We start from the raw sequence: 15,305 nt of genomic DNA, 5'->3' as shown, positions 1-15,305 counted from the left end.
GGCTGGAGCTGACAGACTGTCCGGGACAGCATCAGGAGACTTCGGAGGCCGTACGGTGGCGGACACGTCGGACACCAGAACCCCGGCGCAGATCGAGGCGGACATCAAGCGCCGTCGCGAAGTGCTGGCCGAGACGCTCGACGAGATCGGGGTGCGGGTGCATCCGCAGACGATCGTCGGGGACGCCAAGGCCAAGGTCGTCGCCCATATCGATCACACGGTGGGGCGGGCCTACGTCCAGGTCAACCGGGTGGTGAGTGAGGTGCGGGCGCAGTTCGTGGACGAGGAGGGCTCGCCCAGGCTGGAGCGGGTCGTGCCGGTCGCGCTGGTCGCGGTCGGGGTGGTGGGGTTGTTCGCGCTGGGGTCGCGGCGACGGCGCAAGGGCTGACGGGGGCGGAGTCGAGCGGTGGCCCGGGTCGTACGGGTCGGTCCGAGGCAGGTAGGTTCGAGGCGTGAGCGCCAACAGAAACGAGCACAGCAACCCTCAGCACGACAAGCTGCCCATCCGGATGCTGCACGACCGGGTTCTCGTGCGGCAGGACGCCGGTGAGGGCGAGCGGCGGTCGGGCGGCGGCATCCTGATTCCCGCGACCGCGGCGGTCGGGCGGCGGCTGGCCTGGGCCGAGGTCGTCGCGGTGGGGCAGAACGTACGGACCGTGGAGACGGGTGACCGGGTCCTGTACGACCCGGAGGACCGGGCGGAGGTCGAGGTGCGGGGCGTGGCGTACGTGCTCATGCGGGAGCGGGATCTGCATGCGGTGGCCGCGGACCGGTTCGAGGGGGCGGAGGACTCCACGGGCCTCTACCTCTGATTCCGGAGGACCTCCGATTTCGGAGCACCTCTGATTCCAGAGCGGGAAGGGGCTGGTGACTGTGGTCACCAGCCCCTTTTGTCGTTCTTTTGCTATGTTCGAAGGAGCCCGACGAGACGCGCCGTACCGGGATGCAGGCAAAGACGACGCACCGAAGGAGAGTCGTCCGTTCGTCTCGGAGGTGTGTGTCGTGGCCTGGGTGCTGCTTGTTGTCGCCGGTCTGCTCGAGGTCGGCTGGTCGATCGGGATGAAGTACACCGACGGGTTCACTCGGCTGGTGCCCAGTCTGTTCACCGGTGCGGGGATCGTCGCGAGCATGGTGCTGCTGTCGTATGCCGCCAGGTCGCTGCCCATGGGTACCGCCTACGGCGTGTGGGTCGGCATCGGGGCGGCCGGGGCGGCGGTGCTCGGCATGGTGGTGCTGGGTGAGCCGGTCACCGCCGCCCGGATCTTCTTCGTCTGTCTGCTGCTGGTCGCCGTGGTGGGGCTGAAGGCGACCGGCGGTCACTGACGGCTGCGGGCCTTCCTACGGCTGGCCTGTCGGGGTGCCGGCGGTTCCGGTGCCGCCGGTGGTCGGATCGCCGCCTGTGTCCGTGCCTCCGCCGGTGGGCGCGCCCGGGGTGCCGCCGCCGGTGGTCGGATCGCCGCCCGTGGTCCCGGCGATCGTGCCGCCGGCCGTGGTGGTGCCGCCGCCGTCGGTGGGGGTGCCGCCGTCCGTCGTCGTACCGCCGTTGGTGGGGGTGCCGCCGGTGGGGGTGCCGCCGGTGTCCTGGCCGCCGTCGGTCGTGGCGCCCCCGGTGTCCTGGCCGCCGTCCGTGCTCGTGCCGCCGGTGTCCTGGCCTCCGGTGCCGGGCTGGTCGGTGGGCTCGGTGCTGGGGGTCTGGATCACGTCGGCGCCCTGCTGGAGCTCCAGGTCGAAGTCGGTGACCGACCGGCCCTTCAGCGCGTCGCTCGTGTACTGCGCCCAGATGTCGGTGGGCGGGCCGCCGCCGTTCATACGTGGCTGACCGAGGGCGTTGTACAGCGGCATGTGCTTGGCCGTGACCGGGTCCTGGCCCATGACGGAGACCACGGTGGCGAGGTCGGGGGTGTAGCCCGCGAACCAGGCGGCGGTGTCCTCCTCGGCGGTGCCGGTCTTGCCGGCCGCGGGGCGGCCCGCTGCCTGGGCTGCGGTGGCGGTGCCGTTGTCGACCACGCTCTGCAGGACGGAGGTGGTGGTGTCGGCGGCCTCGCGGCTGACGGCCTGCTTGGTCTCCCGGTCGGGCAGCTTGACCTCTTCCTTGCCGTCCTTGGTGATCTTCTCGACCATCGTGTACGTGCCGTGCTTGCCGTGGTTGGCGAGCGTGGCGTACGCCTCCGCCATGTCGAGGACGCTGGCGGTGGCGGTGCCGAGGGCGATGGACGGGTAGGGCTGGAGGTCCCTGGTGTCGGCGGGGATGCCGAGGTCGACGGCGGTCTCCTTGACCTTGGCGGGGCCGACGTCGACGGCCATCTGCGCGTAGACGGAGTTGACCGAGAGATCGGTGGCCTTGCGGACGGTGATGTCGCCGTACGACTTCTCGTCCTCGTTCGAGGGGGCGTAGGCGCCGCCGCTCCAGCCCTGTACGGGGCGCCTGCTGGTGCCGTCGTACGCCGTGTTCGGGGTGATGGTCTGGCCGCTCTGGGTGGTGGAGCCGTTCTGGACCGCGGAGGTGAACACGAACGGCTTGAACGTGGAGCCGACCTGGAAGTCACCGCGGGTGGCGCCGTTGGTGTACTGCTTCACGTAGTCGATGCCGCCGTAGAGGGCGACGACCTTGCCGGTCTTGGGGTCGACGGAGGCGCCGCCGGCGCGGACGTAGGTGTCGACCTTGCGGTTCTTCTTGTCCAGTTTGGACATCAGCTGGTCGTTCACGGCCTTGACGAAGGCGTTCTGCTTGGTCTTCTGGAAGGTGGTCGTGATGCGGTAACCGCCGCCCTGCAGCTGGTCCTTGGTGAGGATGTCGTTCTCGGTGAGGTAGTCCTTGACGGCCTCGACGAGGTAGCCGCGCTGGCCGGACAGGCCGGTGGAGATGGTCTGCTCCTTGGGCATGGGGAACTTCATGCCGGTGCGCTCGGACTCGCTGAGCCAGCCCTTCTTGACCATGCCGTCCAGGACGTAGTTCCAGCGGGCGACGGCTGCGGACTTGTTCTCGGGGTGGGCCACGACGTCGTACTCGCTCGGTGCGTTGACGAGCGCGGCGAGGTAGGCGGCGCGGGCCGGGTCGAGGTCGGCGGCGTCCTTGCCGTAGTAGGCCTGGGCGGCGGCCTGGATGCCGTAGGCGTTGCGGCCGAAGTAGCTGGTGTTGAGGTAGCCCTCGAGGATCTCGTCCTTGGACTTGGTGCGGTCCAGCTTGATGGCGATGAAGAACTCCTTGGCCTTGCGGGTGACCGTCTGTTCCTGGGCCAGGTAGTAGTTCTTCACGTACTGCTGGGTGATGGTGGAGCCGGACTGCTTGCCCTTGCCGGTGGCGGTGTTCCAGCCGGCGCGGAGCATGGCCTTGAGGTCGACGGCGGACTCGCTGTAGAAGTCGCGGTCCTCGGCGGCCAGGACGGCGTGCTGGGCGTCCTTGGAGATCTGGGCGAGGGTGACGTTCTCGCGGTTGATGGCGCCGTCGCGGGCGAGCTGGGAGCCGTCGGCGTAGAGATAGACGTTGTTCTGCTTGGTGGCGAGGGCGTTGGCCGGCGGGATCTTCACGAGCGAGTAGCCGAGGAAGAAGAGGCCGATGACCAGCAGGACGCCGATCACGAAGGTGCCGAGCACCATGCGCCAGGTCGGGATGAGCCGCCGCCATCCGGTCCGCTTGGGCCGCTTGGGCTTCTTGCCCTTGCCGCCGCCACCGCCGCTGCCGCTGCCGGTGCCGCTGCCGCCGCTGCCGCTGTCCGCGAGGGAGGCGGCGGTCTGGTCGGAGGGCTGAGGCGTGGGGGTGGAGGTGGTACGGGAGACACGTGAGGTGCCGGAGGTCGGGGCGCCGGCCGGACCCGCGGGGGCCTTGGAGGCCGCAGCGGCGGAACCACCGACCAGCCCGGCGCCGCCCAGCGCAGCGGCCTTGGCGGCACCGCCCGCCGCAGCGGCCTTGGCCGCCTGACCAGCACCGCCCGCCGCAGCGGCCTGAGCCGCCTTCGCGGCGCCGCCGCTTGCCCTGCCTGCCTGGGCCGCGGCGCCCCCCTTTCCGGGCCGGTTCGACTGCGTCGACTCGGCCTGGCGAGGGGCGTTGACGCGCCGGAGGATCTGGGTGGTCTCGGGCGCCGCCGCCTGCCCCGAACCCTGCGGGTCGGCGGCCGCCTTGCCGGTGTCGGCCGACCGGTTCCCCTGGGCCGCGGAGGCGTCCTGGGGTGCCCGGGGGGCCTGGACACGCCGGAGGACCTGGGTGCTCTCGGCCGGGTGAGCCTGCTCGGAGTCCGGCGACCTGTCGGCAGCCGCGGGCCGCCCGGACTGCTCGGGCACTGCGGCACGCCGGGACGTCCGGGCCTGCTCGGCCTGCGTCCGCGACTCCTCGCCCTTGGCCGACGCCCGAGGCTGACCGGGCAGATGAGCCTCCTGGACCCCGTGAGCCTTCTCGGACCCTTGAGACTCCCCGGACTGACGGGACCCGACAGACCCCTGAGACCTCCCGGACCCCTGGGACTCTCCGGACTGACGGGACTCAGCGGACCCCCGCGGCCTTGCGGACCCCTGGGACTTGCCGGCCCCCTCAGACTCCGCAGCCCCCTGAGGCCTCCCGGCTCCCTGAGACTCCGCAGCCCCCTGAGGCTGCTGGGATCCCTCGGTCGCCTGGCCCTTTTCGTCCGTGCGCCCCTGCGTGCCGGTCCGCCCCGCACGGCTCGCCTGAGCGGCCAGAGCCGCCCGGCGCGCCCGGGTCGCCTGGTCCGCACCGGCACCGGAGAGCGACTGCCCCCCGGAGGTCCGGCCCGCACCGGCATGCCCCTGGGCGCCCTGAGCCGACCCATCGGCCGAACCCGGCCGATCGTGGCCCTCCCGGTCCTCACCGGCCCGGTCCTGCCCCCGAGCGGCACGCACCCGGTCCTGGCCCTCCCGACCCTGGTCCTGCCCGGCGCGGACGCCGTCCTGGCCCTGGTCGGTCCGTGCCCGGTCGGCCTGGGTCTCGCGGGTGCTGGGCCCTTCAGCCGACAGCGGTGTGCTTGGTGCCCCGCCCTGGTCCTGCTGCTGCGGCTGCGGCTCGTCGCTCATGTCGTGCACGGACTCCTGTTTCGCGTCGTACGTTTCCCGTACGCCTCGTACGCCTTCTGCGCCCCCAGTTTGAAGACTCTCGCACCTGGCGTTCCGTTCCCGGATTCCGGCACGCTTCCGGGGCGGAAAATGCGTGGCCGGTCGCCGGGCCCAGGGACTAGGCTCCTGCGCTTCGGTGTCGAGCGGTCCAGGGAGGTCGACTGCTGTGGGCGCGGGACGGTTGTACGCGGCCGTCGCGGCGGGGGGATTCAGACGGTACGCGACGTATAGGGCGGCCACTGCGGCAGGGGTGTTCACGAACACGGCCTTCGGGCTGATCCTCGTCTACACGTATCTGGCGCTGTGGGACGAGAAGCCGCACCTCGGAGGGTATGACCAGGCGCAGGTCGTGACGTATGTGTGGCTGGGGCAGGCGCTCTTGTCGACGCTCGCGATCGGGGGCGGAGGCGTCGAGGACGAGTTGATGGAACGCATCCGTACGGGGGATGTGGCGATCGACCTGTACCGGCCCGCGGATCTGCAGTTGTGGTGGCTCGCCGCCGATCTCGGCCGGGCGTTCTTCCAGTTGCTGGGCCGGGGGCTGATCCCGTTCGTCTTCGGTGCACTGTGCTTTCCGGCGTACCTGCCCACGGACGCAGGCACCTGGGGCGCCTTCTTCGTCGCCGTGCTGCTGGCGATGCTGGTCGGCTTCGGGATCCGCTTCCTGGTGGCGCTGAGCGCGTTCTGGCTGCTGGACGGCACGGGTGTGTCGCAGATGGCGTGGCTGCTCGGGTATTTCTGCTCGGGGATGCTGCTGCCGCTGAACGTCTTCCCCGGCGTGCTCGGCGAGGTCGTACGGGCTCTGCCGTGGTCGTCGCTGCTGCAGGCGCCCGCGGACGTCCTGCTGGGGCATGCGGATCCGCTGCGGACGTACCTGTTCCAGGGGGCGTGGGCGGTGGTGCTGCTGGGTGCGGGACGGCTGGTGCAGTCGGTCGCGACGCGGCGGGTGGTGGTCCAGGGTGGGTGAGGGCGGCCGGGTGCGGGAGGGTGTCCGGGCCTATCTGCTGATCGCGGGGATGTGGATGCGGTCCACGATGGCCTATCGCGCCTCCTTCGCCATGACCACGTTCGGGAACTTCGCGGCGACGTTCTTCGACTTCGTCGCGATCATGCTGATGTTCTCGCGGGTGGACGCGCTGGGCGGTTACGCGCTGCCCGAGGTGGCGTTTCTGTACGGGCTGTCCGCCGTGTCGTTCGGGGCGGCCGATCTGGCGATCGGCTCGATGGACCGGCTGGGGCGGCGGGTGCGGGACGGCACGCTGGACACGCTGCTGGTGCGGCCGGCGCCGGTGCTGGCGCAGGTGGCGGCGGACCGGTTCGCGCTGCGGCGGCTGGGCCGGTTGGTGCAGGGGTCGCTGGTGCTGGGCTGGTCGCTGACCCGGGTCGACATCGACTGGACGGCGGGGAAGCTGCTGCTGATGCCGCTGATGCTGGCGAGCGGCTTCGGGATCTTCTGCGCGGTGTTCGTGGCGGGGGCGGCGTTCCAGTTCGTGGCGCAGGACGCGTCCGAGGTGCAGAACGCCTTCACGTACGGCGGCACGACGCTGTTGCAGTATCCGCCGACGGTGTTCGCGAAGGAGTTGGTGCGCGGGGTGACGTTCGTGCTGCCGCTGGCCTTCGTCAACTGGCTGCCCGCCACCTATGTGCTGGGGCGGCCGTATCCGCTGGGTCTGCCGGAGTGGGTGGCGTTCGCGTCGCCGTTGGTGGCGGCGGGCTGCTGTGCGCTGGCCGGGCTGGCGTGGCGGGCGGGGCTTCGTTCGTATCGGAGTACAGGGAGCTAGCGCGGTGCCGGACAGTGACTTCATTGCACTGGAGAAGGTCGAGAAGGTCTTCGAGGTGCGCAAGAAGACCGGGTTTCTCAAACGGGAACGGCGGCAGGTGCGCGCGGTGGACTCGATCTCGTTCACCGTGGCGCGCGGCGAGATGGTGGGCTACATCGGTCCGAACGGCGCCGGGAAGTCGACCACGATCAAGATGCTGACGGGCATCCTGACGCCGAGCGCGGGCCGGCTGCGGGTGGCGGGGATCGATCCCTCGCGGGAGCGGACGCGGCTGGCGCACCGGATCGGGGTGGTGTTCGGGCAGCGGACGACGCTGTGGTGGGATCTGCCGCTGATCGACTCGTACCGGCTGGCGCACCGTATGTACCGCGTCCCGGACGCCCGTTACCGGGAGAACCTGGACCGCTGCGTGGAACTCCTGGAGCTGGGCGACCTGTTGGACGTGCCGGTGCGGCAGCTGTCGCTGGGCCAGCGGATGCGCGGGGACATCGCGGCGGCCCTGCTGCACGATCCGGAGGTGCTGTACCTGGACGAGCCGACGATCGGTCTCGATGTCGTCTCCAAGGCCCGGGTGCGGGGGTTCCTGAAGGAGTTGAACGCGGAGCGCGGGACGACCGTGCTGCTGACGACGCACGATCTGCAGGACATCGAGCAGTTGTGCTCGCGGGTGATGGTGATCGACCACGGGCGGTTGATGTACGACGGCCCGCTCGCCGGGCTGCACGAGGCCGGGGAGGGCGAGCGGACGCTGGTGGTGGATCTGGAGCGCGAGTTGCCGCCGATCGAGGCGCCGCCGTGCCGGGTGGTGCGGGTGGAGGGGCCGCGGCAGTGGCTGGCGTTCCCGGCGGGGCAGTCGGCGGCGCCGCTGGTGGCGCACATCGCGGCCGCGTATCCGCTGGTGGACCTGTCGGTGCGGGAGCCGGACATCGAGGCCGTCATCGCGAAGATGTACGCCGAGAAGGCCGTCTCGTAGGCTTCTGCCATGACCGACGACGCACTCCCGGAACTCCGCGCATCCGACGCCGACCGTGAACGGGTCGCCGAGGTCCTGCGGGACGCCCTCGCCGAGGGGCGCCTGGACATGGAGGAGTTCGAGGAGCGGCTGGAGGCGACGTACAAGGCGCGTACGTACGCCGAGCTGACGCCGATCACGCGTGATCTGCCGGCGGGCGGGGCCGTGGCGCCCAGCCCCGTCTCGTTCACCAAGGAGCCGGTGGAGAGCGGGAGTTGGGCCGGGCGGATCGTCGGGGGCGAGGGATCGTCCACGGGGGCGGTCGCCGTCATGTCCGGCTTCCAGCGCAAGGGGCGCTGGACGGTGCCCAGGAGGTTCACCTGCTTCGCCTTCTGGGGCGGCGGCGAGATCGACCTGCGGGAGGCGGACTTCGCGGCCCGCGAGGTCGAGATCAACTGTGTGGCGATCATGGGCGGGGTGCAGGTGATCGTGCCGCCGGGCGTCGAGGTCGTCGTACGCGGGATCGGTGTCATGGGCGGCTTCGATCACCCCAGGGGGGACGAGCGGGCCGAGCCGGGCGCGCCGCGGGTGGTCGTCGGCGGCTTCGCCTTCTGGGGCGGGGTCGGCGTGGAGCGCAAGGTGACCCGGGCCGAGCGGCAGCGACTGAAGGAGCAGCGCCGGCAGGAGCGACTGGACCGCAGGGAGACGCGGCACGAGCTGCACCGGGCCCGGCGCGAGGATCGGGAGCAGCGCAGGCGCGGGGAGTACTGAGCACTCCCCGGCCGCTTCCTCAGGACGCCGCTACGACGTGCAGACCTTGGTCAGTTCGCCGGCCGCGTCCGTCACCGGGCTGACGTCCGGTGTGTTGTCGCCGTTCTTGATGGCCGTACGGACGTTGCCCACGGCCTTGTTCAGGTCGTCGACCGCCTTGTTGACGTCGGCGTTGTCGGTCTTGTCGCCGATCTTGTCGAGGTTCTTGTCGATGGAGGCGAGGGCCTCGTCGAGCTGCGTCGGGTCGTTCGAGGCGTTCTCCACGGCCTGCTGGAGGCTGGTGACGCTGTCGGCGATGGCGTCGGCGGTCTGCACGCAGTCCAGAGCCTTGTTCACGGCGTCGCAGCCCGTGGTGAGGCCTGCGGTGAGCGCGGCGGTCGCTACGACGGCGGCGACGGCGGTGAGTCGGCGTCGGCTGGCGGCCATGGTGGTGTTCCCTCCCCTGATACGACTGGCCGGGCGCACGGTGGTGGACCGTGCGCCCGTATCCATAGGGACGCCGGGAGGCTGCCGGGGGTTGCCTTCGCGTATCCCGGTTTTTGGCGTGCCCTTTACTTTCGGTGCCCGCTACTTCTCGAGGGTGGCGGCCAGTGCGGCCCGCTGGATCACGGCCAGCTCGGTGCAGCCGGTGACGGCGAGGTCGAGCAGGGCGTTCAGTTGCTCGCGGGCGAACGGCTCGGCCTCGGCGGTGCCCTGGACCTCGACGAAGCGGCCGTCGCCGGTGCAGACGACGTTCATGTCGGTCTCGGCGCGCACGTCCTCCTCGTAGCAGAGGTCGAGGAGGGGGACCTGGCCGACGATGCCGACGGAGACGGCGCTGACGGTTCCGGTGAGCGGCTGACGGCCGGCCTTGATCAGCTTCCTGCCCTGGGCCCAGGCGATGGCGTCGGCGAGGGCGACGTAGGCGCCGGTGATGGCGGCGGTGCGGGTGCCGCCGTCGGCCTGGAGGACGTCGCAGTCGAGGACGATGGTGTTCTCGCCGAGCGCCTTGTAGTCGATGACGGCCCGAAGGGAGCGGCCGATGAGCCGGGAGATCTCATGGGTGCGGCCGCCGATCTTGCCCTTGACGGACTCGCGGTCGCCGCGGGTGTTGGTGGCGCGGGGCAGCATGGCGTACTCCGCGGTGACCCAGCCCTCGCCGCTGCCCTTGCGCCAGCGCGGGACGCCTTCGGTGACCGAGGCGGTGCAGAACACCTTGGTGTCGCCGAAGGAGACGAGGACGGAGCCCTCGGCGTGCTTGCTCCAGCCGCGTTCGATGGTGACCGGGCGGAGCTGTTCAGGGGTGCGGCCGTCGATTCGAGACATGGCCACGAGCCTATCCGGAGTGACGGAAGGGGCCCCTCCCCCGTCGGGAAGAAGCCCCTCGCAGATGATCCCGGTCGCCCCGGGATCTCACATCATGTCTTCGATCTCCGCGGCGATCGGGTCGGCGTCGGTGCCGATGACGACCTGGATGGCGCTGCCCATCTTGACGACGCCGTGGGCGCCTGCGGCCTTCAGGGCGGCCTCGTCGACCAGCGCGGGGTCGGACACCTCGGTGCGCAGCCGGGTGATGCAGCCCTCGATCTCCTCGATGTTGTCGATTCCGCCGAGGCCGGCGACGATCTTCTCAGCCTTGCTGGCCATGTTCCTTCTCCCTGATCCGAACCGCTTTGTCGCAGTAACCCACAGTTGGCCCATCTTCGCGAGCGGTCATGCCGTACGTGCCGAATGATGGCGATCACCACAGCGGAACCGTCCGCCGACTGGTCTACACCACCTGGGGGACGGTCGCCAAACCGCGTCCCGTCGAGCCGCCCCGGGAGGACGCCATGAGCGCCGACAGCACGGTCAGCCCCGCGCGCGCCCGCCGGCACACCCTGTTCCAGGGGCTGCAGAAGATGGGCCGCAGCCTCCAGTTGCCGATCGCGGTGCTCCCGGCCGCGGGCCTGCTGATCGGGCTGTCCTCGGCGGGCGTGGTCGGGGAGGGAGGCCTGGGCTGGACGTCGGTGGCCAAGGTGATGGCGGGAGCGGGCGGCTTCCTGCTCAACGGCTCCCTCGGCCTCCCCCTGCTGTTCTGCGTGGGTGTCGCGATCGGCATGGCCAAGAAGTCCGACGGCTCGACGGCACTCGCGGCGGTCACGGGGTTCCTCGTCTACTACGGCGTGCTGCAGCAGTTCCCGCAGGACTGCCCCGCCGGTTCGAAGGCGATCCCGCAGGTCGGCTGTCAGGTCAGCGACGGGTCGGTGACGGCCTTCACCTTCCAGAACCCCGGCGTGTTCGGCGGCATCGTGATGGGCCTGCTGACCGCCTTCTTCTGGGCCCGCTTCCACCGCACCAGGCTGGTGGACTGGCTCGGCTTCTTCAACGGCCGCCGGCTGGTCCCGATCATCATGTCGTTCGTCGCCATCGTCTTCGCGGTGCTGTGCCTGTGGATCTGGCCACCCATCGGCAGCGCGCTGGAGACCTTCAGCCACTGGCTGCGGGACACCGGCTCCTGGGGTGCGGGCCTGTTCGGTGTCGCCAACCGCGCGCTGCTCGTCGTCGGCCTCCACCAGTTCCTGAACGTGCCCATCTGGTTCCAGTTCGGCAGCTACACCAAGCCGGACGGGACGGTGGTGCACGGCGACATCAACATGTTCCTGCAGGGAGACCCGAGCGCGGGCCAGTTCACCTCGGGCTTCTTCCCGATCATGATGTTCGCGCTGCCGGCCGCCGGGCTGGCGATCACGCACTGCGCCAAGCCGCACCGCCGCAAGGAGGTCGGCGGCCTGATGATGTCGGTGGCGCTGACGTCGTTCGTGACCGGCATCACCGAGCCGATCGAGTACTCGTTCCTGTTCATCGCCCCGTTCCTCTACGCGATCCACGCCGTGCTCACGGGCGTCTCGATGGCGGTGACCTGGGCGCTCGGGGTGCACGCCGGCTTCGGCTTCTCGGCCGGCCTGATCGACTACCTCATCTACTGGCACCTGGCGACGAAACCGTGGCTGATCATCCCGATCGGCCTGTGCTTCGCGGCCGTCTACTACGCCGTCTTCCGGTTCGCGATCACGGTGTTCGACCTGAAGACGCCGGGCCGCGAGCCGGAGGACGAGATCGAGGACGTCACCAAGGCCTGACGACACGACCCGACCGGGCCCTTGGACCTTCCGTCCGGGGCCCTTCGTCATGCCCGTCGCCATGCCCGTCGCCATACCCGCCGAAGGCCTCCGTGACCAGCACGGCGCGTAATCCCGCGGTAGCGGATCCGCGGGTTCCTTATCCCGCCTTCATCGTGCTACAACAGGTCTACACCACTGGGTGGTGTAGACCAGAGACGCTGCCGTCCCCTTCCATGGTTCCCGGGCGGCGCCTTGCCCACTGGAGGAACTTGTGACCACGGCCAGCGCCGCCCCCGCGGCGGAGAAGAAGAAGGGCGCCGGGGTGATGGCTGTGCTCCAGCGCATCGGCCGCAGCCTGATGCTGCCGGTGGCGGTGCTGCCCGCCGCCGCCCTCCTGGTGCGCCTCGGCAACACCGACATGCTGGGCGACCCCGGCTACCCCGCGTTCCTCACGAAGATCGCGTCCTTCATGGCGGCCGGCGGCAACGCGATCCTCGACAACATGCCGCTGCTGTTCGCCGTGGGCATCGCGATCGGCTTCGCGAAGAAGTCGGACGGCTCGACGGCGCTCGCCGCGGTGGTCGGCTACCTGGCCTTCAAGAACGTGCTCGGCACCTTCACCGACAAGAACCTGCCGAAGGTGGCGACGGCCGTCGACGGCAAGGTCGTCATGATGGACGCCCCGGCGGACGCCAAGGTCCTCGGCGGTGTGGTGATGGGCCTCGTGGTCGCGCTGCTCTACCAGCGCTTCTACCGCACCAAGCTGCCGGACTGGGCGGGCTTCTTCGGCGGCCGTCGCCTGGTGCCGATCCTGTCGGCCTTCGCGGGCCTGCTCATCGGCATCGTCTTCGGCTACATCTGGCCGGTACTCGGCTCGGGTCTGCACAACTTCGGTGAGTGGCTGGTCGGTTCGGGCGCCGTCGGCGCCGGGATCTTCGGTGTCGCCAACCGCGCGCTGATCCCGATCGGCATGCACCACCTGCTGAACTCGTTCCCGTGGTTCCAGGCGGGCGACTACCACGGCAAGAGCGGCGACATCGCGCGCTTCCTGGCCGGCGACCCGACCGCGGGTCAGTTCATGACCGGCTTCTTCCCGATCATGATGTTCGGCCTCCCGGCCGCCTGCCTCGCCATCGTGCACTGCGCCCGCCCGGAGCGCCGCAAGGTGGTCGGCGGCATGATGTTCTCGCTCGCCCTCACATCCTTCGTCACCGGCGTGACCGAGCCGATCGAGTTCACCTTCATGTTCATCGCGCCGGTCCTGTACGCGATCCACGCGGTCCTCACCGGCATCTCCATGGCGCTGACCTGGTCGCTGGGCATGCGCGACGGCTTCGGTTTCTCGGCCGGCGTGATCGACTGGGGTCTGAACCTGGGCATCGCGAGCAACCCGTGGGGTCTGATGCTGGTGGGCCTGTGCTTCGGCGCCGTCTACTACGTCGTCTTCCGCTTCGCCATCATCAGGTTCAACCTGCCGACCCCGGGCCGCGAGTCGGACGAGGAGCTGGCGGAGATCCTGAAGGCCGAGGCCAAGTAAGGCTTTCGACCTCCCCGACCCCAAACCGAAGTCCCCGGCCGCACAGCGGACCGGGGACTTCGGTTTGACGGGGGCGGGGCCTCAGATCTCGTACGTGACCCGCGGAGCGGCCAGCTCCACCGGGCCCGTGAACACCTCGCGTGCGTCGGCGAGGTTGACCTGCGGGTCGGTCCACGGCGGGATGTGGGTGAGGACCAGGCGGCGCGCGCCCGCGCGGGCCGCCGACTCGCCCGCCTCACGGCCGTTGAGGTGCAGGTCGGGGATGTTTTCCTTGCCGTGCGTGAAAGCGGCCTCGCACAGGAACAGGTCCGTGTCCCGGGCCAGCTCGTCCAGCGCCTCGCTGACGCCCGTGTCGCCGGAGTACGTCAGCGACCGACCGCCGTGCTCGACGCGGATGGCGTACGCCTCCACGGGGTGGCGCACCCGCTCGGTGTGCACCGTGAACGGGCCGACCTCGAACGTGGACGGCTTGACCGTGTGGAAGTCGAAGACCTCGCTCATGGAGGAGGCGGAGGGAGTGTCGGCGTACGCCGTGGTCAACCGGTGTTCGGTGCCCTCGGGGCCGTAGACCGGGATCGGATCGCAGCGGCCGCCGTCGTGCCGGTAGTAGCGCGCGACGAAGTACGCGAGCATGTCGATGCAGTGATCGGCATGCAGATGACTCAGGAAGATCGCGTCGAGGTCGTAGAGACCGCAGTGGCGCTGCAGCTCGCCGAGGGCGCCATTGCCCATGTCGAGCAGCAGCCGGAAGCCGTCGGCCTCTACGAGGTAGCTCGAGCAGGCCGATTCCGCGGACGGGAACGACCCAGAGCAGCCGACGACGGTGAGCTTCATGAAGCAGAAACCTCCGTAGGCGGGAAACCGATGGACGGGAAGCGGAGAGAGGGGTCGGGAAGGGGGGCAGACGGGGGTCGTGCGGTTTGTCGAGCGTAAGGCGCAAAAGGGCCGGTCGCTCCTCCGCCAGGGGCCGTTGTGGGCGAACTCACCTGTGGTGTCACCGGTTCGGCTGGACCGGGGGCGCAGAAGCTTACGAGAGGGCGCGCGATGTCGAGCGCGCGCCGGTAACGTCGTTCGTATGGACACGTCCTGGTGGCTGGCGCTCGCGGCGGTGGTACTGCTCGCGCTGGTCGCCACGCTCGTCGACGGCTGGGGGCGGGGACGCCGGCCGGGCGGGCGCCGACTGCGGCCTCCGGGGCGCCCCGGAGGCCGGGACCGGGCCCTGACGACGCGTCCGCACCCGGGGGACATCTGGTGGGCGAACGTGCCGTACGAGGACCGGTCCGAGGTAAAGGACCGGCCCTGTCTGGTGTTGGCCGTGCGCGGGAACCGGGCCACGGTCGCGAAGATCACCAGCAAGTACCACGACGAGCGCGCCGGGGTGATCCCGCTGCCGCCCGGCGCGGTCGGCGACGCCCACGGCCGGCCCAGCTTTCTGCAGACCGACGAGCTGCGCGAGGTGCCGTTCGGCGATTTCCGGCGCCGGATCGGTGTGGTCGACCCGGTCCTGTGGGACCAGGTCAGGCACCTCGCCGGCTAGCCGACCGTCACGGTGACCTTCCACTCCTCGATGCCCTTGCAGGAGACCTGGCCGGCAGCGGTGGGCTCGGCGCACAGGGGGCGGGAGGACGTCAGCTCGGACTTTCCGGCGGCGACCGCCTGGTAGGCCGCGGTGGCGTCGCCCGGCTGGATGACGAAGCCGGAGTTGATCGCCCTCAGGGCGGTGCCGCTCGCCGCGACCGGCTTCCAGGGGCGGCTCTTCGTGCCGTCGAGGGTGAGCCGCAGCTCGCCGCCCTTGGCCAGGCAGACGGTACGGCCGTTGTCGGCGGCGGTCAGTTCGGCGTGGGTGGCGCATCCGCCGCCGGGCTTCGTGGCGGACGGCGACGGTGACACCTTGCCGTTGTCGCCGGTGCCGCTGCCGGTGTCCCCACCGCTCTGGGAACCGCAGCCCGCGAGGAGCAGCGCTGCCGCCGCGAGGACGATGGGCGTCGTACGGCGCATGGTGTCCGCCTTTCTGCCGTGGCCGGGCCTGCCGGCCCCTTGGTGCAGATGAGACGTACCACCGGCACGGACGGATCCCGTACCCGGAAGGCTTTCTTCCGGGTACGGGATCCGGTTGCCGT

The 15,305-nt window shown here is 70.4% G+C and carries 16 protein-coding genes and 1 riboswitch; of the genes, 10 read left to right on the top strand and 6 right to left on the bottom strand.

The annotated features are described in order from the left end of the window. The first annotated feature begins 55 nt into the window (after positions 1 to 55). The 3 genes from ABZ471_RS19575 (at position 56) to ABZ471_RS19565 (ending at position 1,323) form a co-directional block, all read left to right on the top strand. Positions 56 to 388, top strand: a complete 333-nt coding sequence (locus ABZ471_RS19575; RefSeq protein ID WP_359068017.1) for a DUF3618 domain-containing protein — start codon at positions 56 to 58, stop codon at positions 386 to 388. Between the two features lie 64 nt (positions 389 to 452). Further along, a complete protein-coding gene (locus ABZ471_RS19570; RefSeq protein ID WP_359068016.1) occupies positions 453 to 812 on the top strand; it encodes a co-chaperone GroES in 360 nt (119 codons plus the stop codon). An 80-nt stretch (positions 813 to 892) separates the two neighbouring features. Further along, a riboswitch (guanidine-III (ykkC-III) riboswitch) is annotated at positions 893 to 965 on the top strand. Between the two features lie 37 nt (positions 966 to 1,002). Then, positions 1,003 to 1,323, top strand: a complete 321-nt coding sequence (locus ABZ471_RS19565; protein WP_359068015.1) for a multidrug efflux SMR transporter — start codon at positions 1,003 to 1,005, stop codon at positions 1,321 to 1,323. 15 nt (positions 1,324 to 1,338) lie between these two features. Here ABZ471_RS19565 and ABZ471_RS19560 read toward each other — a convergent pair whose 3' ends face one another. Further along, positions 1,339 to 4,062 (bottom strand): transglycosylase domain-containing protein, encoded by a 2,724-nt coding sequence (locus ABZ471_RS19560; protein WP_359068050.1) that lies wholly within the window; start codon positions 4,060 to 4,062, stop codon positions 1,339 to 1,341. A 1,165-nt stretch (positions 4,063 to 5,227) separates the two neighbouring features. On the opposite strand from ABZ471_RS19560, the gene ABZ471_RS19555 reads away from it, so the two are divergent. From ABZ471_RS19555 to ABZ471_RS19540, 4 genes are read left to right on the top strand one after another with little or no spacing between them, the layout of a single operon-like run. Beyond that, positions 5,228 to 6,028 (top strand): ABC-2 family transporter protein, encoded by an 801-nt coding sequence (locus ABZ471_RS19555; protein WP_359068014.1) that lies wholly within the window; start codon positions 5,228 to 5,230, stop codon positions 6,026 to 6,028. A 49-nt stretch (positions 6,029 to 6,077) separates the two neighbouring features. Next, positions 6,078 to 6,842, top strand: coding sequence for an ABC transporter permease (locus ABZ471_RS19550; protein WP_359068049.1), 765 nt, complete (start codon positions 6,078 to 6,080; stop codon positions 6,840 to 6,842). 4 nt (positions 6,843 to 6,846) lie between these two features. Further along, complete coding sequence (locus ABZ471_RS19545) at positions 6,847 to 7,815, top strand: ATP-binding cassette domain-containing protein (RefSeq protein WP_359068013.1); 969 nt, start codon at positions 6,847 to 6,849, stop codon at positions 7,813 to 7,815. A 9-nt stretch (positions 7,816 to 7,824) separates the two neighbouring features. Continuing rightward, positions 7,825 to 8,565, top strand: coding sequence for a DUF1707 domain-containing protein (locus ABZ471_RS19540; protein ID WP_359068012.1), 741 nt, complete (start codon positions 7,825 to 7,827; stop codon positions 8,563 to 8,565). Positions 8,566 to 8,595: 30 nt separating this feature from the next. Here the strand turns inward: ABZ471_RS19540 and ABZ471_RS19535 are convergent, their stop codons facing one another. From ABZ471_RS19535 to ABZ471_RS19525, 3 genes are all read right to left on the bottom strand, one after another. Next, the gene (locus tag ABZ471_RS19535; protein WP_359068011.1) at positions 8,596 to 8,991 is read right to left on the bottom strand and encodes a hypothetical protein; all 396 of its coding nucleotides are present in this window, start codon (positions 8,989 to 8,991) and stop codon (positions 8,596 to 8,598) included. 141 nt (positions 8,992 to 9,132) lie between these two features. Then, positions 9,133 to 9,870, bottom strand: a complete 738-nt coding sequence (rph, locus tag ABZ471_RS19530) for a ribonuclease PH (RefSeq protein WP_359068010.1) — start codon at positions 9,868 to 9,870, stop codon at positions 9,133 to 9,135. 87 nt (positions 9,871 to 9,957) lie between these two features. Further along, the gene (locus ABZ471_RS19525) at positions 9,958 to 10,191 is read right to left on the bottom strand and encodes a PTS glucose/sucrose transporter subunit IIB (RefSeq protein ID WP_359068009.1); all 234 of its coding nucleotides are present in this window, start codon (positions 10,189 to 10,191) and stop codon (positions 9,958 to 9,960) included. Between the two features lie 185 nt (positions 10,192 to 10,376). Between ABZ471_RS19525 and ABZ471_RS19520 the strand changes: the two genes are divergently transcribed. Both ABZ471_RS19520 and ABZ471_RS19515 read left to right on the top strand, forming a co-directional pair. Then, positions 10,377 to 11,666: a PTS transporter subunit EIIC gene (locus ABZ471_RS19520; RefSeq protein WP_359068008.1), complete on the top strand. Its 1,290-nt coding sequence runs from the start codon at positions 10,377 to 10,379 to the stop codon at positions 11,664 to 11,666. A 253-nt stretch (positions 11,667 to 11,919) separates the two neighbouring features. After that, the gene (locus ABZ471_RS19515) at positions 11,920 to 13,185 is read left to right on the top strand and encodes a PTS transporter subunit EIIC (RefSeq protein WP_359068007.1); all 1,266 of its coding nucleotides are present in this window, start codon (positions 11,920 to 11,922) and stop codon (positions 13,183 to 13,185) included. A gap of 81 nt (positions 13,186 to 13,266) precedes the next feature. On the opposite strand, the gene ABZ471_RS19510 is transcribed toward ABZ471_RS19515, so the two are convergent. After that, the gene (locus tag ABZ471_RS19510) at positions 13,267 to 14,019 is read right to left on the bottom strand and encodes an MBL fold metallo-hydrolase (RefSeq protein WP_359068006.1); all 753 of its coding nucleotides are present in this window, start codon (positions 14,017 to 14,019) and stop codon (positions 13,267 to 13,269) included. 241 nt (positions 14,020 to 14,260) lie between these two features. Here ABZ471_RS19510 and ABZ471_RS19505 point away from each other — a divergent pair, with 241 nt between their 5' ends. Beyond that, positions 14,261 to 14,722, top strand: coding sequence for a type II toxin-antitoxin system PemK/MazF family toxin (locus ABZ471_RS19505; protein ID WP_359068005.1), 462 nt, complete (start codon positions 14,261 to 14,263; stop codon positions 14,720 to 14,722). Here the strand turns inward: ABZ471_RS19505 and ABZ471_RS19500 are convergent. After that, on the bottom strand, positions 14,719 to 15,183 hold the full coding sequence (locus ABZ471_RS19500; protein WP_359068004.1) for a hypothetical protein: 465 nt from the start codon (positions 15,181 to 15,183) through the stop codon (positions 14,719 to 14,721). The two genes, ABZ471_RS19505 and ABZ471_RS19500, sit on opposite strands and share 4 nt — an antisense overlap. Positions 15,184 to 15,305 lie beyond the last annotated feature (122 nt).

Source organism: Streptomyces sp. NPDC005728 (assembly GCF_040630895.1).
GTDB lineage: Bacteria > Actinomycetota > Actinomycetes > Streptomycetales > Streptomycetaceae > Streptomyces.
The sequence above is the reverse complement of the archived record's forward strand: the minus strand, read 5'-3'. Positions and strand labels throughout refer to the sequence as shown.